The organism is Actinomycetes bacterium, from assembly GCA_035506535.1.
GTDB lineage: Bacteria > Actinomycetota > Actinomycetes > DATJPE01 > DATJPE01 > DATJPE01.
In genome coordinates this window covers 26,045-46,793 of the sequence record DATJPE010000095.1, presented here as the reverse complement: position 1 = coordinate 46,793, position 20,749 = coordinate 26,045, and the positions used below count along the sequence as shown (strand labels likewise).

20 protein-coding genes are annotated in these 20,749 nt (G+C 71.0%); 11 read left to right on the top strand and 9 right to left on the bottom strand.

Annotated features, from left to right (window positions below):
• Positions 1–9 precede the first annotated feature (9 nt).
• The 5 genes from VMI11_15215 to VMI11_15195 all read right to left on the bottom strand — a co-directional run bounded on the left by VMI11_15215 (position 10) and on the right by VMI11_15195 (position 4,348).
• Positions 10–1,134 (bottom strand): amino acid deaminase, encoded by a 1,125-nt coding sequence (locus tag VMI11_15215; GenBank protein ID HTY73747.1) that lies wholly within the window; start codon positions 1,132–1,134, stop codon positions 10–12.
• A gap of 131 nt (positions 1,135–1,265) precedes the next feature.
• Positions 1,266–1,673 carry a RidA family protein gene (locus VMI11_15210; GenBank protein ID HTY73746.1) on the bottom strand — a complete coding sequence of 136 codons (408 nt, stop codon included), beginning with the start codon at positions 1,671–1,673 and terminating at the stop codon, positions 1,266–1,268.
• Positions 1,674–1,695: 22 nt separating this feature from the next.
• On the bottom strand, positions 1,696–2,592 hold the full coding sequence (locus VMI11_15205; GenBank protein ID HTY73745.1) for an SMP-30/gluconolactonase/LRE family protein: 897 nt from the start codon (positions 2,590–2,592) through the stop codon (positions 1,696–1,698).
• Between the two features lie 50 nt (positions 2,593–2,642).
• Positions 2,643–3,410 (bottom strand): SDR family NAD(P)-dependent oxidoreductase, encoded by a 768-nt coding sequence (locus VMI11_15200; GenBank protein ID HTY73744.1) that lies wholly within the window; start codon positions 3,408–3,410, stop codon positions 2,643–2,645.
• Positions 3,407–4,348: an alcohol dehydrogenase catalytic domain-containing protein gene (locus VMI11_15195; protein HTY73743.1), complete on the bottom strand. Its 942-nt coding sequence runs from the start codon at positions 4,346–4,348 to the stop codon at positions 3,407–3,409. The genes VMI11_15200 and VMI11_15195 overlap by 4 nt, the downstream gene beginning before the upstream one ends.
• A 100-nt stretch (positions 4,349–4,448) precedes the next feature.
• Between VMI11_15195 and VMI11_15190 the strand changes: the two genes are divergently transcribed.
• The 11 genes from VMI11_15190 to VMI11_15140 all read left to right on the top strand — a co-directional run bounded on the left by VMI11_15190 (position 4,449) and on the right by VMI11_15140 (position 15,568).
• Positions 4,449–5,228, top strand: coding sequence for an IclR family transcriptional regulator (locus tag VMI11_15190; protein ID HTY73742.1), 780 nt, complete (start codon positions 4,449–4,451; stop codon positions 5,226–5,228).
• A gap of 76 nt (positions 5,229–5,304) precedes the next feature.
• Positions 5,305–6,249, top strand: coding sequence for a PfkB family carbohydrate kinase (locus VMI11_15185; GenBank protein HTY73741.1), 945 nt, complete (start codon positions 5,305–5,307; stop codon positions 6,247–6,249).
• Complete coding sequence (locus VMI11_15180) at positions 6,246–7,154, top strand: sugar isomerase (protein ID HTY73740.1); 909 nt, start codon at positions 6,246–6,248, stop codon at positions 7,152–7,154. The genes VMI11_15185 and VMI11_15180 overlap by 4 nt, the downstream gene beginning before the upstream one ends.
• Positions 7,151–8,080, top strand: coding sequence for a PfkB family carbohydrate kinase (locus tag VMI11_15175; protein ID HTY73739.1), 930 nt, complete (start codon positions 7,151–7,153; stop codon positions 8,078–8,080). Before VMI11_15180 ends, VMI11_15175 begins: the two co-directional genes overlap by 4 nt.
• Complete coding sequence (locus VMI11_15170) at positions 8,077–8,922, top strand: class II fructose-bisphosphate aldolase (protein ID HTY73738.1); 846 nt, start codon at positions 8,077–8,079, stop codon at positions 8,920–8,922. The genes VMI11_15175 and VMI11_15170 overlap by 4 nt, the downstream gene beginning before the upstream one ends.
• Before the next feature lie 72 nt (positions 8,923–8,994).
• Positions 8,995–10,995 carry a thioredoxin domain-containing protein gene (locus VMI11_15165; GenBank protein ID HTY73737.1) on the top strand — a complete coding sequence of 667 codons (2,001 nt, stop codon included), beginning with the start codon at positions 8,995–8,997 and terminating at the stop codon, positions 10,993–10,995.
• Between the two features lie 42 nt (positions 10,996–11,037).
• Positions 11,038–11,553 carry a hypothetical protein gene (locus tag VMI11_15160; protein ID HTY73736.1) on the top strand — a complete coding sequence of 172 codons (516 nt, stop codon included), beginning with the start codon at positions 11,038–11,040 and terminating at the stop codon, positions 11,551–11,553.
• A 48-nt stretch (positions 11,554–11,601) separates the two neighbouring features.
• Positions 11,602–12,372: an isoprenyl transferase gene (locus VMI11_15155; protein HTY73735.1), complete on the top strand. Its 771-nt coding sequence runs from the start codon at positions 11,602–11,604 to the stop codon at positions 12,370–12,372.
• A gap of 245 nt (positions 12,373–12,617) precedes the next feature.
• Complete coding sequence (locus VMI11_15150; GenBank protein ID HTY73734.1) at positions 12,618–13,949, top strand: PhoH family protein; 1,332 nt, start codon at positions 12,618–12,620, stop codon at positions 13,947–13,949.
• A gap of 320 nt (positions 13,950–14,269) precedes the next feature.
• Positions 14,270–14,791 carry a lytic transglycosylase domain-containing protein gene (locus VMI11_15145; GenBank protein HTY73733.1) on the top strand — a complete coding sequence of 174 codons (522 nt, stop codon included), beginning with the start codon at positions 14,270–14,272 and terminating at the stop codon, positions 14,789–14,791.
• A 15-nt stretch (positions 14,792–14,806) separates the two neighbouring features.
• Complete coding sequence (locus VMI11_15140) at positions 14,807–15,568, top strand: MBL fold metallo-hydrolase (protein ID HTY73732.1); 762 nt, start codon at positions 14,807–14,809, stop codon at positions 15,566–15,568.
• Here the strand turns inward: VMI11_15140 and VMI11_15135 are convergent.
• From VMI11_15135 to VMI11_15120, 4 genes are all read right to left on the bottom strand, one after another.
• A complete protein-coding gene (locus VMI11_15135) occupies positions 15,544–16,476 on the bottom strand; it encodes a YhjD/YihY/BrkB family envelope integrity protein (GenBank protein ID HTY73731.1) in 933 nt (310 codons plus the stop codon). The genes VMI11_15140 and VMI11_15135 overlap by 25 nt on opposite strands.
• Complete coding sequence (locus VMI11_15130) at positions 16,451–17,812, bottom strand: hypothetical protein (protein ID HTY73730.1); 1,362 nt, start codon at positions 17,810–17,812, stop codon at positions 16,451–16,453. The genes VMI11_15135 and VMI11_15130 overlap by 26 nt, the downstream gene beginning before the upstream one ends.
• Positions 17,813–17,987: 175 nt before the next feature.
• On the bottom strand, positions 17,988–19,454 hold the full coding sequence (locus VMI11_15125; protein ID HTY73729.1) for an ATP-binding protein: 1,467 nt from the start codon (positions 19,452–19,454) through the stop codon (positions 17,988–17,990).
• A gap of 103 nt (positions 19,455–19,557) precedes the next feature.
• Positions 19,558–20,724, bottom strand: coding sequence for an acyl-CoA dehydrogenase family protein (locus VMI11_15120; protein ID HTY73728.1), 1,167 nt, complete (start codon positions 20,722–20,724; stop codon positions 19,558–19,560).
• Positions 20,725–20,749 lie beyond the last annotated feature (25 nt).

Genomic DNA, 20,749 nt, shown 5'->3' with positions numbered 1-20,749 from the left:
GGCCTCCGGTCACAGCAGGGTGCGGCACAGTCCGACCTGCTGACCGTCGTCGTCCAGGACGAGGAGTGTCGACCACTTGTCGAAGGTGGTGCAGGGATGCGAGATCCCGAGCGCGACCAGGTCGCCCACCCTCACCGGGACCGTGTCGGGGAATCTCAGGGAGGCGTGGTGGTCGCTCAGCGCGGACACCGACGTGGCCGACGCGTCCACCGCGCGCCCGTCGTCGCCGACCAGGTGCAGGGGCACCGGCAGTCCGTTGTCGTGGGACACGTGTCGCCGTCCCGCGTTGAGGATGGCAAGGCCCGGCTCAGGCTGCGAGACCACTCGAGCCCACACCTGAAGGGCCGCTCGCAGCGGCGGAAGCGATGGCGTGAGGAGAGCGGCCGCGTCGTAGAGCCCATGGTCGTGAGTGATGTAGCAGCCGCTTCGCACAAGGACCATTGCCCCGGATGCTGCGACCGGCGACAGCACCGTGCCCACCCGATCCAGGTACATGCTGCCGCCGACCGACACCATGTCGTGGTCGCCGACCAAGCCGCGGTCCCGCAGCTCGCTCGCCAGCACGACGACGTCGTGCAGGAACGCGTCGACGCGGTCGAGGGAGTCCGGTGTCCGCGCGCTCGCGATCGTGCCCTCGTACGCGCCCACGCCTCGCAGTGTCAGTGTCGAGGAAGCATGGACTCGCTCGGCCAGCTCGATCCCCGTCGTCCGGTCGCGCACGCCGCTGCGAGCTCCCGGCTGCCCGAGCTCGACGAGGACACCGACCCGTCCGGGGTCGGCGCCGACCTCGCGCACAGCTGTCTCGAGCGCCCCGATGCCTCGTGCCGAATCGACGAAGACGACGAGCTCGCGCCGCGGTTCTGCCATCACGTCGGTGACCAGGTCACGCAGCGGCGCCTCGTCGATCACCTCGGTGGCGATGAGCACATGGTCGATGCCCATCCCGAGCACCGCCTGCGCCTGCGCCACGGACGCCGTGGTCATTCCCCAGGCGCCCTCTGCCATCTGTAGTCGGCACAGCTCGGGCGACAGGCTGGTCTTGGCGTGCGGGGCGGCAACGAACCCGTGCGCGTCGCAATAGGTGCGCATCCACCGTGCGTTGTGGAGCAACGCCGACTCGGCGAGGACCGCCACCGGCGTCTCCAGGTCGCGCCGTGCCCCCGGGTCCGCACCGGGCAGCCGGAGCCGGGGAGGGGACGCCGACCCGGCCACGCGCCACGGCAGGGGCGCGTCGAGGGGAGCGCCTGGATCGTACGACTGCCCGGTCAGCTTCCGCTCCCGGTCTCGGAGGGATCCGTGCGGGGCAGCACGGCGAGCGCGTCGACCTCGACCTCCAACCCGGCCGGCAGCCCCACGAAGACCGTGGTCCGCGCGGGATAGGGCTCGGTGAAGACCTCGGCATAGGCCTCGTTCATCTCGGCGAACTGCTCCGGGTGGCGCAGGAAGACCCGCACGCTCACCACGTCCTGGCCGGTCGCGCCCGCCTCGGCCATCGCGGCCAGCAGGTTGGCGAAGGCCTGCCGGGTCTGCTCACGGACCCCGTCGACGATCGATCCGTCGGGCCGGATCCCGGCCTGGCCGGCGCCGACGACGATGTTGTCGATCCGGACGCTCTGGGAGTAGGGACCCGCAGGGCGTGGTGCGAGCTCGGTGCGGAATGCCTGGCGTGGCATGGGGTCCTCCAGGTGGTCGTGGTCAGCCCGCGTAGCGGGCGAGGGTCGGGGCGGTGACGTCGACAGGGCAGACGAAGATCGAGCCGTGCAGCGGCTCGGCCTCGAGCACCGACGGGTCGAGTCGACGACGCGCCGTCGTGATGTAGAGCTCGCTGCCCGAGACCCCGCCGAGGGTGCAGCTGCTCACCCGACGCGCCGGGACCAGGACCTCAGCGAGCACCTCGCCGGTCGGGTCCACGCGGACGACGCGCCCGCCGTCCCACAGGGCGACCCACAGACAGCCTTCGCTGTCGACGACGAGGCCGTCGGGATAGCCGTCGCCCTCGTCGAAGGTCACGAACGGTCTCGACGCGGCGACGGTTCCGGTCTCGACGTCGTAGTCGCGTACCCACACCACGCGGTCGGCCGAGTCGACGTGGAAGAGCGTACGGCCGTCGGCGCTCCAGCCGAGGCCGTTGGAGATGGACGTCGGTGCGACGACCGGCTCCGGCGGAGGACGCTGGCCAGACTCCGTCTGCGGGTCCAGCCGCCAGAGCGCACCACCGTGGGCCGCCTCGTCGTGGCGCATCGTTCCCGCGAGGAAGCGTCCCACCGGATCGCACGCGCCGTCGTTCATGCGGATCGGGCTGTCGGGAAGGCGATGGGCGCCCACGGGCTCCCATCCCGACGGATCGGCGCCGCTGAGGGCGAAGCCCGCCGCCAGCGCCAGGACGAAGCCCTGCCCCTCGCGGAACGCGAAGCTGCCGAGCGGCTGTCCCACGTCGTAGGTGCTCCGCTCGCCGGTGCTCGGGGACCAGACGCACAGGCGGCCGGCGTAGATGTCGACCCAGTGCAGGCGCTGGGAGACGTCGTCCCACCGTGGACACTCCGGCAGGTCACCGGCATCGAGGACGATCGGCTCGGCAGTCCTTCGCTCCACCCCAGCTCGTCCCTCCTGCACAATGCCGTGACCCACCTTCCCGGGACCTGTCACATGACCGCGGTCTGACCGCCGTCGAGCACGAGCGCGGCCCCGTGCACGAACGCGGCTTCGTCACTGGCGAGGAAGGCGTACGCGGCGGCGACGTCCTCCTCGCTGCCGGTACGACCCAGCGGGATGTTGTCTCGCACATAGGTGGCCACGAAGTCCGGGTCACCGCTGTTCGCGGCGATCTCACGGTTGAGCGGCGTCTCGATGTAGCCCGGACACAGGGCGTTGACTCGGATCCCATGGACGCCGAGCTCGACCGCCATGGTGCGAGTCAGTTGCAGGACCGCGCCCTTCGAGGCGTTGTAGTGGGCGTAGTACGCCTCACCGCCGAGCGCGTTCGTCGAGGCCATGTTGACGATGACGCCCGGACGCCGCTCCGCGACGAGATGTCGCGCCACCGCCTGCCCGACGAGGAACATGCCACGAAGGTTGACCGCGATGACCCGGTCCCAGTGGCTCGCGGTCATGTCCAGGAACGGCTCCTGCCAGGCGATCCCGGCGTTGTTGGCGAGAACGTCGATGCCGTCGAGGAACGCCACCGCGCTCTGCAGGGCCTCGTTCACAGAGGACTCGGAGGACACGTCGCAGCGCGTGCCGGCCACGGTGCCCCACGAGGCGAGGCCGGAGACGGCGGCCTCCACCTCGTCCGCGTCGAGCCCGGTGAGGAACACCGAGCACCCCTCCTCGAGGAAGCGACGCGCAGATGTCTGACCGATCCCGCGTGAGCCACCGCTGACGAGGACCCGCTTCCCGGCCAGCCCCCTCATCGGTCGCCCTGCTCGCACAGGTCGAGCACGGCCTTGATGATGTCGCTTCGACCTCGGGCGAGCTCCAGGAACGTCCGTTCCGACTCAGCCATCGGGATCGGGGTGACCCAGGTGAGGTCCAGCGTGGACACGAGCGTCACAGCGTGAGCGAACTCGTCGTCGGTGTAGGCGAAAGAGCCGACGACGCGCTTCTCGCTCCGCACGATGTCGTTGGCCCCGATGGTCGAATCCGCCTCGGCCAGCCCGATCCACACGCTCGTGCCTCGAGAAGAGAGCCGCTCCAGAGCGGAACGGCGAGACTCGGTGCTGCCCACCGCGTCGATCGTCACGTCGAACTCGCGGTCGACGGACCCGAGGTGGGGCACGACGGTCGCACCAAGTCGCTGCGCGGTGTCGCGCCGAACATCCGACGGCTCGGCGAGGACGACGTCGTACCCCCGGGATCGCGCCACGAGGAAGGTGAGCAAACCGATCGACCCAGCGCCGACGATGCCGAGGCTGCCTTGCGGATCGCCCAGGAGGTCGAGCGCGTGCACCGAGTTGGCGAGCGGCTCGATGAGGGCAGCCGACACCCAAGGGAGACCGTCCGGAAGGCGATGCAGCGCGGAGGTCGGCACGGCGACCTGCTCGGCGAAGCCGCCCGCGCGGTTGACGCCGATCAGCTGCCGGTTCGCGCACACCGAGGAATGGCCGCGCAGGCAGGCGGCGCATGTCCCGCAGGTGAGGAGCGGGTTGATGACGACGCGGGAGCCGTCGGCGTCGGCACCGGCGAACTCGTGGCCCATGATCAGCGGCGGCTTGCGCATCCCCACGTGCCAGAATCCGTGCAGGTCGCTGCCACAGATCCCCGAGGAGCGGACGTGGATGAGCGCTTCTCCAGGACCGGCGACCGGAGCGGGCTCCTCGCGCAGCTCCACGTCACCCGGGCGAGTGAACACGAGTGCGCGCATCCCGGTTGCCCGAGTCGGTACCACGGAGGGAACGTAGCAGGATTCCGCTACATGGCATAGCGTTCCGCTCTGTGGACTGGACGGACCATTGACCACGACGGCGCCCACCCTCACCGGGGTCGACCGCACGCTGCGGCTGATCCGGCTGCTCGCTCAACGGCCGGGCGGGAGCACCCTCGACGAGCTGAGCCGCGCTCTCTCGGTGCCCAAGAGCTCGGTGCACCGGCTGCTGGTCGTCCTGCGCGCGCACGGTTTCGCTGCACAGCCCGTGCCGGCCGGTCCCTACTTCCTCGGCCCGGCGATCGTGGAGGCCGCCTTCGGCTTCTACGACGGACTCGACCTGCGCGCGATGGTCCGCCCGCTGCTCATCGCCATCCGCGACGAGTTCAACGAGACGACGCATCTGGCGGTCCTCGACGGCGGCGACGTCATCTACGTCGACAAGGTCGAAGCCGACCACACCGTCCGACTGACCTCCACGATCGGTGGTCGCAACCCGGCGTACGTCACGGCGGTCGGCAAGGCCATCCTCGCGTCCACGTTGCCCGACGACGCCGCTGTCACCGGCTGGCTCGCCCGTCATCCGTTGGAGACGGTCCCGCGAACGCCCAAGACCGCCCGCAGCGCCGATGAGCTCGCCGACAAGCTGGGCCGGGTCCGAGACGTCGGCTGGTCCTTCGACGACGAGGAGAGCGAGGTCGGCGTGCGCTGCGTCGCCGTGCCGCTGTTCTTCGGGGCTCCGACGCCGGTCGCCGCGGTCAGCGTCACCGCGCCGAAGGAGAGGTTGAAGGTGACCGACGCGGAACGCATCGGCCGAAAGCTGCGCGCGATCACCCACGAGTTCGCCCCGGTGCCTCCGCAGCGATGACCGCAATCGAGCAGAACTGAGCATCTTCCCTGATCAGTTGTAGACACGTTGTGCGATCCTCGTCAGGATGTGCCCCGTGAGCGGTGATCTCTCTCGCGTGCTCGTGGTGGGCGATCTCAACCCGGACCTGCTGCTCGTGGGCGACGTGATCCCCCGCTTCGGCCAGGCGGAGCAGCTCCTCGAGGCGGCTGACCTGGTCATCGGCGGGTCCGCGGGCATCGCCGCCCATGGTCTTGCGCTCCTCGGCCGCAAGGTCTCGCTGGTCGCCGCGGTGGGCGAGGACCTGTTCGCGGCTCACGTCTGCGACCAGCTGTCCGCCGCCGGCGTCTCGGTGGATCACGTGCGGCGCCGATCCGACGTACCGACCGGACTGTCGGTGGTGCTCTCCCATGGCGACGACCGCGCGACGCTGACCCTGCCGGGCGCGATCCCGACGCTGTCCGTTGACGAGGTGGTGCGCACGATCGCCGAGCTGGCCGGCGCCGGCCTCCGACACGTCCACCTCTGTTCGCTGTATCTCCAGCGAGCGCTGCTGTCGCATGCCGCCCAGGTCCTGGTCGCGGCCCGGGACGTGGGTGCGTCGACGTCGTTGGACACCAACGGCGACCCCGCCGGCGTCTGGGACGGGATCGAGGAGCTGCTACCACTGCTCGACCTCGTCCTCCCCAACCGAGCCGAGGCGATCGCGCTCGGCCGCGATGAGGACCCCTATGTCGCGGCCGCACGGATCGCCGGCTCGGGGCCCATGGTGGTGGTGAAGAACGGCGCCCTCGGCGCCTTCGCCGTCGCCTCGGACCGGGGCCTGCTGGAGGTCGCCGGTGTCCCCGTCGTCACCGTGGACACGACCGGTGCCGGGGACAGCTTCGACGCGGCCTTCATCGATGCGTGGCTCGACGACCTCGACGTGCCCGAGTGCCTCGAGCGCGCTGTCCTCGCCGGTGCACTCAGCGTCCGAGCGCTCGGAGGAACGGCCGCGCAGGCGAGACGCGAGGAGCTCATGACCGTCAGGAAGGGCACATGACGACCGACGCACTCCCACACGTCAGCCGCGAGATCCTCGGCCAACCTGGGGCGTGGACCACGGCGCGGGACCTGGCCGCTGATGTCGCGGAGAGCCTTCCCCAGACCGGCGAACGCGTCGCCGTCATCGGCTGCGGGACGTCGTGGTTCATGGCCGCGGCCTATGCGGCGCTGCGCGAGGACGCGGGAGCGGGGGAGACGGATGCGTTCGCAGCCAGCCAGTTCCCGGCGGGGCGTTCGTACGACCGGGTAGTGGCGATCTCGCGCTCGGGCACGACCACCGAGGTGATCCGGGCGGTACGAACCACGTCCGCACCGGTCGTGGCCATCACCGCGGTGCCGGGCTCGCCCGTCACGCAGGTCACGCCCAGATCCATCGTGCTGGACTTCGCCGACGAGGAGTCGGTGGTGCAGACGGTGTTCGCCACGACGGCGTTGATGCTGCTCAGGGTGTCCCTCGGGGAGGACGTCGATCCCGTGATCGCTCAGGCAGTCTCGGTTCTCGAGGGCAAGGACCCCGTTTCCCCGGACGCCCAGGTCGCCACGCAGATCTCCTTCCTTGGGCAAGGTTGGGCCTACGGGATCGCCCAGGAGGCGGCCCTCAAGATGCGCGAGGCCGCCCAGGCGTGGACGGAGGCATACCTTCAGATGGAGTACCGGCACGGGCCGATCGCGATCGCTGAGCCCGGGCGGGCGGTGTGGGTGTTCGGCGAGCCCCGCGAGGGCATCGCGGACGACGTCAGGGCCACCGGCGCCGTGCTCGTGGCGGACGGCTTGGACCCGCTGGCCGACCTGATCCGCGTCCAGCAGCTCGCCGTCCGTCGCGCCGAACAGCTGCGGCTCGACCCGGACCGGCCGCGCAGCCTCACCCGCTCCGTCGTGCTGGCCGAGGGCCCGCCCGCGTGATCCTCTGCGTCTGCCTGAGCCCGGCCGTCGACCTCACCTACCGCGTCGACCAGCTCGTGGTGGGGAGCACCAACCGGGTCGGAACCGTGTCGTCCAGGCCGGGGGGCAAGGCCGTCAACGTCGCGCGGATCCTGCGCCAGCTCGGTGAACCGGTCGAGGTCCTCCTCCCCCTCGGCGGTCCCGGCGGGGGCGATCTCGCGCGCGGGCTCGCCGATCTGGGCGTCCCCACCTCCGCCGTCCACAGCGGCGCTCCCACCCGGCGGACCGTGACCGTCGTCGACGAGACGAGCGGCTGCGTCACTGTGCTCGTCGAGCCGGCCGAGATCGACTGCTGGCCTGAGCTGCTCGGGGCCTTCTCGGCTGCGCTGGTCAGCGCTCGGGTGGTCGTCATCAGCGGCGTCGTCCCGTCCGGCGTCCCGAAGGACGCGATGAGCACTCTCGTCGAGCTGGCCAAGGCTGCCGAGGTCCCGGTCGTCGTCGACACCAGTGGGCCTGCCCTCCTCGACGCGTTGTCCGCCGGCCCGACCGTGGTCAAGCCGAACGCCGAGGAGCTCGCCCTGGCGTCGCCGATCGGCGAACCCGTCGCCGCGGCACGCGAGCTCTCGGAGATGCACGGGACCGTCGTGGTGGCGTCGCTGGGTCCCGACGGTGTCATCGCCGCTGCATCCGGTCGGGTGTGGGCGGCGACGCCAGCGACGGTTCTCGAGGGCAATGCGACGGGCGCCGGAGACGCCGTCGTGGCAGGTCTCGCGCGCGCTCTGCGCGTGGACCCGGTAGCGACCGACCTCAGGGAGACGTTGCGCGACTGCGTGGGCCTGGCCTCTGCCGCCGTGCTGAGCCCGGTGGCCGGTGAGGTGGACCTCGAGGTGTACGCCGCACAGCGCGAGGGAGTGCTCGTCCGCGATCTCGGTGGTGTCGCCGGATGACGCTGGCGCCGACGAGCGAGCTCGTCGAGGGCGCACGGTCACGACGAAGCGCCGTCGTGGCGTTCAATGTGATCAGCCTCGAGCATGCCGAGGCCGCGGCGGCCGCGGCGAACGCGAGTCGCCGGCCGGTGATCCTCCAGATCAGTGAGAACGCCGTGCGCTTTCACGTCGGCCAGCTCGAGCCCATCGCGGTGGCGACGGAGGCGGTCGCCCGTCATGCACACGTCCCCATCGCGCTCCACCTCGACCACGTCACCGAAGGCGCCCTCTTCGCCGAGTCACTCGATTCCGTCTTCAGCTCGGTCATGTATGACGCAGGGCTGCTGCCCTACGAGGAGAACCTCAGGCGCACCGCCGGAGCCGTACACCAGGCCCATGCGGCCGGTCTGTGGGTCGAGGCCGAGCTGGGCTACGTCGGGGGCAAGCCAGACTCGCCGCTCAGTGCGCACGCCGAGGGTGTGCGGACGGATCCGGACGAAGCCGCCGACTTCGTCCGGCGGACGGGTGTCGACGCGCTCGCCGTCGCGGTGGGCAGCTCGCACGCGATGCGGGACCCCACGGCCCGGCTCGACCACGAGCTCATCGCGCGCCTTCGCGAACGGGTGAGCGTTCCCCTGGTGCTGCACGGTTCCTCGGGCGTTTCCGGCGAAGAGCTGCGCACAGCGGTGGCGGCAGGCATCGCCAAGGTCAACGTGGGGACGGCACTCAACGTCGCGCTGACCCGCTCGATCAGGGCCGAGCTCGAGGCCGACCCGACGAACGTCGATCCCAGGCGCTATCTGACCCCGGCTCGCGAGTCGATGACCGCGCGGATGCTCGAGATCCTCGACAGCATCCCCTGAAAGGCATTCCTCGCGCAGCTGCGGGGTCGGCGAGGATGGGGAGCGGTCTGATCCACCTGGGGAGGAGCTGTCGTGCCCAATCGTCTCGCCGGATCGACGAGCCCGTACTTGTTGCAGCACCAAGACAATCCGGTGGACTGGCACGAGTGGGGCGAGGAGGCCTTCGACGAGGCACGGCGCCGCGACGTCCCGATCCTGCTCTCGGTCGGGTACGCGGCCTGCCACTGGTGCCACGTCATGGCTCACGAGTCCTTCGAGGACCCTGCGACCGCCGCGTTGATGAACGCGGGCTTCGTCAACGTCAAGGTCGACCGCGAGGAACGCCCCGACGTGGACGCGGTCTACATGGACTACGTCACCGCGCTGACCGGCCGAGGTGGCTGGCCGATGACGGTGTTCGCGACCCCCGATGGCCGGCCCTTCTATGCGGGCACCTACTTCCCGCCCCGTCCGGTTTCCGGGATGCCGTCCTTCCCGCAGGTGCTGACGGCGATCGCAGAGACCTGGCGTCAGGAGCGCGGGGCGGTCGAGGACGCGGCAGCCCGCATCGGGGCCGAGCTCGACCGCCGTACGTCCGCCGGGGCCGGCGGGGCGCCCCCCGACGTAGCCAGTCTCGCCAGGGCCGTCGAGGTCGTCCGCGAGGGCTTCGACGGCGTCGGCTTCGGGCGGGCGCCGAAGTTCCCGCCGTCGGTGGTCATGGAGTGGCTGCTGCGCCACCACGCGCGCACCGGCGACGCATCGGCCCTCGAGATGGTGACCGCCACCGCAGAGGCGATGGCCCGGGGCGGGATCTACGACCAGCTGGCCGGCGGGTTCGCGCGCTACAGCGTCGATGCGGACTGGGTCGTGCCGCACTTCGAGAAGATGCTGTACGACAACGCCTTGCTGCTGCGCCTCTACGCGCACCTGTGGCGGGCGACGGGGTCGGCCCTGGCGGAGCGCGTTGTGCGCGAGACGACGTCGTTCCTTCTGGACGACCTGCGGACGGTCGAGGGTGGCTTCGCCTCGGCCCTCGACGCCGACACCGGCGGCGTCGAGGGCGCGACGTACGTGTGGACTCCCGCCCAGCTCGGCCAGACGCTGGGCGAGCGGGACGGGGCCTGGGCCGCGGACCTGTTCGCCGTCTCTGCTGACGGGACCTTCGAGCACGGCACGTCGACGCTGCAGCTGCGCGCGGACCCAGACGACGCGGTGCGCTGGGCCGACGTCCGCGACCGGCTGCGCAAGGCCCGCGCGTCGCGGCCACAACCGATGCGCGACGACAAGGTCGTGACCTCCTGGAACGGCCTCGCGATCGCGGCCCTCGCCGACGCCGGCGCGCTGTTCGACGAGCCGGCCTGGGTCGAGGCGGCGCGGGAGTGCGCCGAGACGCTGATGGACGTGCACCGGCAGGGCGACCGGCTGGTCCGGGCGTCTCGGGCCGGCCGGGCGGGACGCCATGTCGGGGTGCTCGAGGACTACGCGGACCTCGCCGAGGGCCTCCTCGCGCTGTACGCCGCCACCGGCGAGGGTCGGTGGCTCGCCTGGTCGGGGGACCTGCTCGACACCGTCCTCGTGCACTTCGCCGACGGCGCCGGCGGCTTCTACGACACCGCCGACGACGCGGAGGAGCTGCTGCGCCGGCCCCAGGACCCGACCGACAACGCCACCCCGTCCGGGTGGGCGGCCGCGGCCGGTGCGCTGCTGTCCTACGCCGCCCTCACGGGGTCGGCCCGCCACCGGGAGGCGGCGGAGGCCGCGCTCGGGGTCTACCGGCTCCTGGCGAGCGAGCATCCCCGCTTCGCCGGCTGGGGGCTGGCGGTCGCCGAGGCCATGGTCGACGGGCCGCGAGAGGTCGCGCTCGTGGGCCCCCCCGACGACCCCGGCACGAAGGCCCTGCGCAGAGCCGCGCTGCTGGCGGACGTACCCGGCCTGGTGCTGGCCGTCGGCGACCCGGCGGAAGCGCCGAGCGCGCCGCTGCTCGCCGGGCGGGGGCTCGTGGCCGGCCGCGCCGCGGCGTACGTCTGCCGCGGCTTCGTCTGCGAGCGGCCGGTGACGACCCCGGAGGAGCTCCGCGCCCAGCTGTCGTCCTGACGATGCAGTTGCGTAATGATGTAATTGTGTAATCATGCTGACATGACCATTGACCACGACACGCTCCGCGGCTGGCTGACCGGCCGCCTGCCCGACGACTGGTTCACCGGACCGGTCACCCTCGAGCTCGACCGCGACGAGATCACCGTGATCGGCCCGCTCGCCCCACCCCCGCTCGCGCCCGAGGCCGCCGACGCCGAACGCGCTGCCGCTGTCCGCGGGCGGGTCAAGGAGTTCCGCGAACGCACCCGTGAGCAGCGCATGGAGGTGGCGCGCGAGCTGCAGCACCGCACCGGGCGCACGGTCTCCTGGGGCGTCCAGGTCGGGGACCATCGCGAGCTGTTCACGACCCTGTCGGCGCCGGTCATGACCCGGCTGCGCCAGCCCGAGCGGCAGGTGCTCGACACCCTGGTCGAGGCCGGCGTGGCGCGGTCGCGCTCCGACGCGCTGGCCTGGTGCGTCCGGTTGGTGGCCAAGAACAGCGACACCTGGCTGGCCGACCTGCGGGGGGCGATGGAACACGTGGCGAAGGTCCGCGCCGAAGGCCCGCACGCCTGAGCCATCCCGTGAGGTGACGCCAGTAGGCTCACGTCACGGGAGGTGTCCATGGGGCTGCGCGACCTCGTCTACGGGGTGTACGAGCGCCGCCTCGCCGACCGCATCCAGCACCTCGACCCCGAGCGCATCCCTCGCCACGTCGGAGTCATCCTCGACGGGAACCGCAGATGGGCCCGCGACGCGGGCCTGTCCACCGCTGGCGGTCACCGGGCCGGCGCCGACAAGATCGTGGAGTTCATCGGGTGGTGCGAGGACCTCGGCGTCGAGGTGGTGACGCTGTGGCTGCTCTCGACCGACAACCTGCAGCGCGAGGAGTCCGAGCTCGCGCCGCTGCTCTCGATCATCGAGGACACCGTCGGGGATCTCGCCGAGCGTCGACGGTGGCGCATCCACCCGGTCGGTGCCCTCGACCTGCTCCCCGAGCGCACGGCAACGGTGCTGAAGACGGCCGAGGAGCGGACCACCGACATCCCCGGGATGCTGGTCAACGTGGCAGTCGGCTACGGCGGTCGCCGCGAGATCGCCGACGCCGTACGTGCCCTGCTCCAGGAACAGGCCGTCCAGGGCACCTCGCTGGACGACCTGGCCGCCGTCCTCGACGTCGACCACATCGCGGCGCACCTGTACACCAAGGGACAGCCCGACCCGGATCTGGTGATCCGTACCTCGGGCGAGCAGCGTCTGTCGGGGTTCCTGCTCTGGCAGAGCGCACACTCGGAGTTCTACTTCTGCGAGGCGTACTGGCCCGACTTCCGCCGCATCGACTTCCTGCGCGCGGTGCGGTCCTACGCCGAACGCCATCGCCGCTTCGGCGGCTGACGCGAGGAGCCGCGGGGTCGGTCCGCGAGGGCCGGCGCGTACGGCGTGGCGCGCGCCGCACTCCGCGGATGCGGCCTAGCGTCGACAGAGACGGAGCGGCACCCCGCCGCCCCGACGGGAAGGCCCCACTGACCGGTGCTCGAGCAGCGGACGAAGGGGCCGGCGCGCGGCCCCGGACAGGGGCGCTCTCCGGACCTTCGAACCAGCCGCGGACGAGGCGCGCTCGTCCGCGGGGAGACCGACCTGTGGCCGACATCGCTGCCGTTCCCGCCCTCGACGCCGCTCGCGGCCGGCGGGCGTACGTGCTCGACACCAGCGTCCTGCTCTCGGACCCCTTGGCGTTGTTGCGCTTCGACGAGCACGAGGTGGTCCTGCCGGTGGTGGTCATCACCGAGCTCGAGGGCAAGCGGAGCCATCCCGAGCTCGGCTACTTCGCGCGCCAGGCGCTGCGTCTCCTCGACGACCTGAGGATCCGCCACGGGCGGCTCGACGAGCCGCTCCCGCTCAACGACGTGGGCGGCACCGTACGGGTCGAGCTCAACCACACCGACCCGAGCATCCTTCCCGCCGGGTTCCGGCTGGGTGACAACGACAGCCGCATCCTCGCGGTCGCACTCAACGTCCGGGCCGAGGGACGCGACGTCACACTGGTCTCGAAGGACCTGCCCATGCGCGTCAAGGCCTCCGCGGTCGGGCTGCCCGCGGAGGAGTACCGCGCCGAGCTGGCCGTCGAGTCCGGCTGGACCGGGCTCGCCGAGCTCGACCTGACCGGTGAGGAGCTCGACCGGCTCTACGAGGACGGGTCGCTCGACCACCCTGCCGCTGCCGAGCTGCCCTGCCACACCGGCCTCGTCCTGCTCTCGGAGCGGGGCAGCGGGCTGGGCCGGGTCACGCCCGACAAGCGGGTCCGTCTCGTGCGGGGAGACCGCGAAGCCTTCGGCCTGCATGGGCGAAGCGCCGAGCAGCGCATCGCGCTCGACCTTCTCCTCGATCCCGACGTAGGCATCGTCTCGCTGGGCGGACGGGCCGGCACCGGCAAGTCCGCGCTCGCGCTGTGCGCGGGCCTCGAGGCTGTCCTCGAGCGGCGCCAGCACCGACGCGTCGTGGTGTTCCGCCCTCTCTTCGCGGTCGGCGGCCAGGAGCTCGGCTACCTCCCCGGCACCGAGGCGGAGAAGATGACGCCGTGGGGGCAGGCGGTCTTCGACACGCTGTCCGCACTCACCACCACCGAGGTCGTCGAGGAGGTCGTCGACCGCGGCATGCTCGAGGTGCTGCCGCTCACCCACATCCGCGGCCGTTCCCTGCACGATGCCTTCGTCATCGTGGACGAGGCCCAGTCGTTGGAACGCAACGTCTTGCTCACCGTCCTCTCGCGCATCGGGCAGGGCTCGCGCGTCGTGCTCACCCACGACGTCGCGCAGCGGGACAACCTCCGGGTGGGCCGCCACGACGGCGTGGTCGCCGTCGTCGAGAAGCTCAAGGGCCATCCACTGTTCGCTCACGTCACCTTGACGCGGTCGGAGCGTTCACCGATCGCGGCTCTCGTGACCGAGATGCTCGAGGACCTGCCGTACTGATCCGGTCGACGCTGCGTCACCTCCCAGCTGCGTGGAGTACCGAATTCCGCGTCAGCGCGTGAGGTAGGCCACGCTGTGATCAAGGCCACGGGCGCAGGATTTGCCTGGGTCGCGAGGTTCCCCCAGGGTTGATGTCATCACCTCGTGAGGGATGAACCGGTGGATGCGTCGCTCCCCTCCCTCGCGGTATTCCCGCAGCGGCACTGACGCCGCCCGTTCGAGCCCTAGCGCTCAGGGACCACGCCCGGCCGACACCAACCCACGGCCGGTGATCCGGTCGCGACCTCCGTGGCCGGCACAGCTGGGAAGGAATCCTGTTCATGTCCCGGACCTCGATCCGGAACGTCGGCATCGCCGCCCTCGCCGCGTCCAGCGGTGTCGGTCTCCTCGGGATGAGCGGTGCGGCGGCCGCGCTCGCGCCTGCGCACAAGACCTCTCCGGTCTCCCCGAGTGTCGTCCTCGTCGGCGAGACCAAGGCTGAGCTGCTCAGCACTGCCAAGAGCACCGCCACGTCGACGGCCACGAGCAGCACGCACCACAAGCGACGGACGCCGCGCCAGCTCGGGCGCGACATGGCCAAGGCGCGTGGCTGGGGCGCGGGGCAGTTCCGGTGCCTGGACTCCTTGTGGACCAACGAGTCCGGATGGCGGGTGCATGCCCACAACGGCAGCGGGGCGTACGGCATCCCGCAGGCTCTCCCTGGCCCCAAGATGGCCACCGCGGGCGCGAACTGGCGCAACAGCGCGAAGACGCAGATCCGATGGGGTCTTCGCTACATCAAGAACCGGCACCGGACACCGTGCCTCGCCTGGCACTACTGGCGGTCGCACGGCTGGTACTGACAGGCTCACCCGGTCATGGGTGAGTTGCCGCGGGTGACGTACGTCGGTCATTCGACCTTGCGTGTGGATCTCGGCGGCCGCAGCGTCCTCACCGATCCCGTGCTCGGCCGCAGCGTCGAGGGGGTGCTGTGGCGATACGCGGCGATGCCCGGTCCGTCGACATGGCAGGGCGTCGACCTCGTAGTCCTCTCGCACCTGCACCACGACCATTGCGATCTCCCTTCGCTCCGGAGGATCGGTCACGACGTGCCCGTCCTCGTCCCTGCCGGCGGCGGTGAATGGTTGGCACGTCAGGGTTTTCGCGCCGTCCACGAAATGGATCTGGGTGACGTCTACGTCGACGGCCAACTGCGCGTCCGTGCTGTCCCTGCTGTGCATTCGGGGCGACGCCGTGCCGGACCGATCGCGAGGGCGCTCGGGTACGTCCTGTCGGCCGGCACGGGATCGACGTACTTCGCCGGCGACACCGACCTCTTCGACGCGATGAGCGATCTCGGCGACGTCGACGTGGCGCTGCTTCCCGTGTGGGGATGGGGACCCGACATCGGACCGGGCCATCTCGACCCGGTGCGCGCCGTGGAGGCGACGGCTCGGCTCCGTGCCCGTCACGTGGTGCCGATCCACTACGGAACCCTGTTCCCGGTGGGATTGAAATCGTTGCTGGGCAAGGACTTCGGTACGCAGGGAGCGGTGTTCGCCGAGCTCGTACGACGAAGCGGTCTGGACGTGCACGTGGCGCTCACGCCTCCGGGTCAGCTCGCCGCAGTCGAATCCTGACGCTGTTTCGCGCGTTCGCCGAACTGCGCCGAGATGATCGCGGTCAGCACGGCGCCGAAGCAGATGACGATGAACCAGGTGAGCAGGGCGAAGGTGACGCCTATCACGCCGTAGCGAGCAGCGTTGATCCGGACGAGGTGCGGCATCCACGCGGCGGAGTAGACAGAGATGACGATCTGGCCGAGTCCCGAGGTCACGGCGCCCGGGACCAGCAGCCGGCGCGGGACGCGGCGCGTCAGCAGCAGGTACTGCAGCTGCCACCACAGGAAGCTTGCGATCGCGACGCGGACGAGGAACGTGAGGACCGTCCCGGCCGGTGCGCGGTGCAGGAGACTCGCGATGAGGGTGAGGAGGACCACCTGACCCACGAGCAGCACGATGCCGGACAGGCCGAAGAGGGTCCCGCGCACCCCCGCCGGGGGCAGCCGCCATGCTGCCTCGTACGTGCGTTGGAGCGACTTGGTGAAAGACAGGACGGAGAAGAACAGCAGCAGGGCACCGACGACGGTGATGGCTCCCGTGGTGCCGGGCGGTCGGGCGAACAGGTTCTTGACCGCCTCGGCTGCTCCGTCGGTGAGGTTGAACCGCCTGATGATGTTGTCCGCGACGTAGTCGGGGTTGCTGCTCACCGCGGCCATCAGGATGAACAGCGGGATGATCGTGGTGAACGCCTGGCCGGCGAGCACGAGCACCCGGTCCCGCCCGCCCAGGCGCACGAAGTCGACCACGATGGCGATGACGACGGAGTCCGCCAGTCGTTTGGCGACCCGCCCGAGCGTGTCGTCTCGTCGGGTGAGCGCTGCCAGCGGCCGAATCGGGCCGATCTCGAGCGGCGCCGGGTTGACGTCCGTCGGTTCCGGCAGCGGTGCGGGTGGACGCTCCTCAGGAGCCACGAGGAGCGGCGGCATCCGTCGTGTCCGACGCCGCACCAGCCGGCCTGGCGAGGAACTCGAGGACCAGCAGGAGCACCACCATGAGCACCAGCAGCTTCAGCGTCCACGATCCCGTCGGGTGCGCTGCCTGGACATAGACGAGCACGGTCGCGCCGACGATGACCGCGCGGAGGCCGTTGTGATGCCGGGCGGCGAACTCGCCGACCCGGCCGGTGTGCAGCCCGGCGTGCTCGGCGCCCCCGCGAAGGGAGCCTATGAAGCGGTTGATCCAGCCGCGGGTCGCCACCGCGGATCCTGACGGCCCCGAGAGCCAGGCGCCGATCGCGACAGCGAGCCCGACGACGAGGACGGCGCGCAGGTTGAGCCGGATGAAGTGCACGAGCTGGTCGTAGACGCTGGTCGCCGCTGGCAGGTTCACCGTGCTCGGCAGCTGGTTCAGGTAGATGGTCCTGAAGATGTTGAGCATGGCCCCGAGCACCACCATGCTGATCGCGACGGCGATGCCGGCCCACATCAGGAAGCGCCGTCGGTCACGGGCGATGAAGACCGCGACGCCGAGCAGGACCAGGGCCAGGATCGGCAGCCACGTGGAGACCCGGTCGAGGAGCCGGTAGTAGCGCTGGGCCTTGGTCAGGTCCTTGGACTGGAAGATCGTGAACTGCGCGTTGACCTCGGGGATGTTCTTGGCCAGAGTGAAGCCCCGGGCCACCAGCTGGGTCTTGATGGTGTCGATGACGGCGGAGAGGTTGACCGAGACCGTCTGCCCGTTGACCTGCACGAGACCCGACTTCTTCCCGCTCAGCACCGCGACCATCTGGGCGTGGGCCTCCCGGTTGGCCGCGACCCACGCCTCCTGGAACGCCTTCGAGCTGACGAAGTTGTCGACCTGCTCGGTGACGAAGCTCTGCACCCCGTTCGAGATGGGCACGGCCAGAGCGGAGAGGCTGCTGCTCACCCGTGGCGGAAGGCCAAGGTTCTGCAATGCGTCGACCGCCTGCGACGTGAGCTGGTTGACGTCGAGGTAGTCGAAGATCTCGGTGCTGATCCGGTTCGCGACGGCCTTCTGGACCGCCGGGTCGGCGGCCAGCGGGCCGACCGTCTTGACGTACCGGTCGGTGTTGCTCACCTGGTCGTGCGCCCAGACCGCGAGGACGGACAGCGGAACGAGCAGGGCTGCGACCACGATGAGGATCGAGGCGACGACGGGTCTCCAGCCGCCGGTCCGGTTGCCCCAGGACGCGGGGTGGGGACGCGGGTGCTGATCAGCATCGACCTGCTCCCGCAGCTGCTCCACCTCGGCCCGAAGCTGCGCGACCTCCTCGGCGCTGGGCGTGCCCTGATCCTCGCTCATGCTCGGCTCCCTCGGCGTCGTCGACGACCTGTTCGGTCACCCTCACCGAGTCGATCAACGGGCGCAAGCGCCGAAGGTCCCTCGTCTCGGATCTCGACGGAGCCTAGCGTCGCACCTGGCGGTGGTCGCGCCTCCGCCCCGTCCCGGCCGCGCCCGATCGGCGGTGGTGCCGGGGTCAGTCGCGCTTGTCGGCCCAGGACGTGGGGATGTCCGCGCCACCCTCCGGCGAGCGCCGCCGTCCTCCGCGGAACAGCTGCGGGGTCGGGGAGATCCGGCCGGCGGCCAGCCCCTCGCCGAGGGAGAACCCGGTCGCCTGGGCGATGAGACCGCGAGGCACCTGCGAGAACACGTCGGCGATGTGGTTGATGTCGGCGACCGAGTTCGTCTTCATCAGGATCAGGTTCTCGCACTGCGAGAGCACGTTCGCATGCAGCTTGCGCGGGCTCTGGGTGGCGAGCAGCAGGTAGAGCCCGTACTTTCGGCCCTCCGCGGCGATCCGGGTCGCGTGCTCGATCGCGAGGGCCTGGTGGGCGTTGGCCGGCTCCTGGGGGCAGATGTTGTGGGCCTCGTCGATGACGATGAGCACCGGCTGCTTGTACCCGCGGACCGCCCACAGCCCGGTGAGGATCGAGGCGACGATCGCCGACCGCTCCTCCGGGATCTCCATCTCGCCGAGGTCGGCCACCGCCGCTCGCCAGTCCGCGGGCAGCTGGTCGAGCAGGGGCGGGTCCTCTCGCTCCGCCCAGATGCTCCAGGTGGCGACCCCGAGGTTGTCGATGCGCAGCGCCAGTGCCCGCTCCGCCGGGTCGGCGCTGTCCCGCATGCGCTGCCTGATGTCGTTCAGCGAGTACTCGGGGGTGCCGAGCTCCTCCGTCGCGCGCCGCAGCGCGTCGTACGCCTCCGCGTCGGCCACCGGGTCGAGCGCGAGCACCATGGCCTGCTGGTGCAGCGGCAGGCGCCCGTACCTGACTTGGAGGCGGTGCTCGCCCTTGGAGCGGAACACGACCACCGGGCCCACGTCGGCCAGGCCCTGGCCGTCCTCGGCGGCGATGCGGTCCAGCCCGACGTAGTCGGAGTTCGGGTCGAGGACGACCATGCGCAGCGTGGTCCGCAGCAGGAGCTGTTCGAGGATGACGCCGAGGGTGTAGGTCTTGCCGGAGCCGGACTGCCCGCAGAGGAACGTGTGCCGGTTGAAGCCCGAGGCGAGCAGCTGGGCGGGCTGGCCCTCCGGGTGCCGCAGGTCACCGAGGGCGAGGGTGGACTTGCCCGCGGCCAGGCCCGCCTGCCAGGCCGCGAGCACGCCTGGGGAGGCCTGGCGCATCGCGGCGTCCTCGAAGGTGACGTCGCTGCCCACCGCGGTCAGGGTGTCGCCGTCCACGCGCGCGAGAAGCGTGCCCTGCCCGGCGATCCGGCGCCCTAGCCGGCCCTGCGCACCCTCGGCCGCACCGACCTCGACGACCTGGCCGAGGAACTCACCCTGCGGACTGGACAGCACAACGGGCGAGCCGATCGGCAACCGCGCGATCACCGGCGCCTCGAAGAAGAAGGCCCGCCCGCCCAGCGACCAGGCCGCCGTCTCGGTGGCGGTCACCTCGACGCCGGCGCCCGGCGTCGTGAGGTCTTCGGTCTCGCTCGCGGTCATGGCACTCCCTGGCTCGATCGGGTCGGTCAGAGCCAACCGTGCCGGTCCCCGCGGTGGCAACCACCTGCACCGGTCAGGAGGAGCGGCGCCGCCAGGGTGCGGGCTAGACGAGGGCCCGGATCCCCCGCTTGGCGAGCTGGTCGGCGATGACCACCCGCTGCAGCTCGCTGGCTCCCTCCCAGATCCGCTCCACCCGAAGCTCGCGGAAGAAGCGCTCGGCGACGTTCTCCCGCATGTAGCCTCGCCCGCCGAAGATCTGCACGCAGCGGTCCGCGACGCGACCGGCCATCTCCGAGGCGAACAGCTTGGCCATCGAGCACTGGGCGTGCTGGACCTTGCGGTCGACCCCCGCGTCCACGCCTCGCGCCGTCTCGTAGACCAGGGCTCGTGCCGCGTACAGCTCGGTGAGGGAGTCGGCGAGCATCGCCTGGACGAGCTGGCGGGAGGCCAGCGGCTCGCCCCCGACGACCCGGGCACTCGCGAAGGCGGCGGTCTCCTCCACCAGGCGGTCGGCGGCGCCCAGGCAGCGCGCAGCGACCATCAGCCGCTCGAAACGGAACCACTCGTGCGCGAAGGTCATGCCCTCGCCCTCGGCCCCGACGAGGTTGGCGACGGGCACGCGCACCCCCTCGAAGGCGACGATCGGGTGGGCGTGGCCGATGGTGTGCGTGTACGCCGGCGTCCGCACGACACGCACCCCGGGCGAGGGCAGGTCGACGAAGAACATCGCGTGCTCGCCCTCGTGCGCCCCACCGACGAGCTTGGCCTGGACGAAGGCGTAGTCGGCCTCGTTGTAGGACGTGACGTGCCACTTCACGCCGTCGAGGACGTACTCGTCGCCCTCGCGCCGTGCCGTCGACGTGATGTCCTCGACGTCCGAGCCGGCGCCCTCCTCGGTGATGGCGTAGCACTCCACGCGCTCGCCGCGGGCGGACGGGCGGACGTAGCGCTCCATCTGGTCCTCGGTCGCCACCGCCGGAAGCCAGGACGGCGGGGTGGCCATCACCCAGCCGAGGGCGTTCGTGGCCCGGCCCGCCTGCTCCTGGACGAGGACCACCTGCAGCGTGCTGCAGCCCTGGCCGCCCACCTCCCGCGGCAGGTTGGTGGCGTGGACACCGAGCTCGATCGCGCGGGCGTGGTGGGCCTTCAGCAGGTCCGGGGGCACCTCGCCGCCGGCGAGCTCCACCTCGACCTCGAGGGGGATCAACTCGTCGACGAGGGTGCGGGCTCGCCGCTGGATGTCGAGGTCCTGCTCCGAGAGGCCGTACACATCGGCTCCGCTTCGTCCGTGGCTA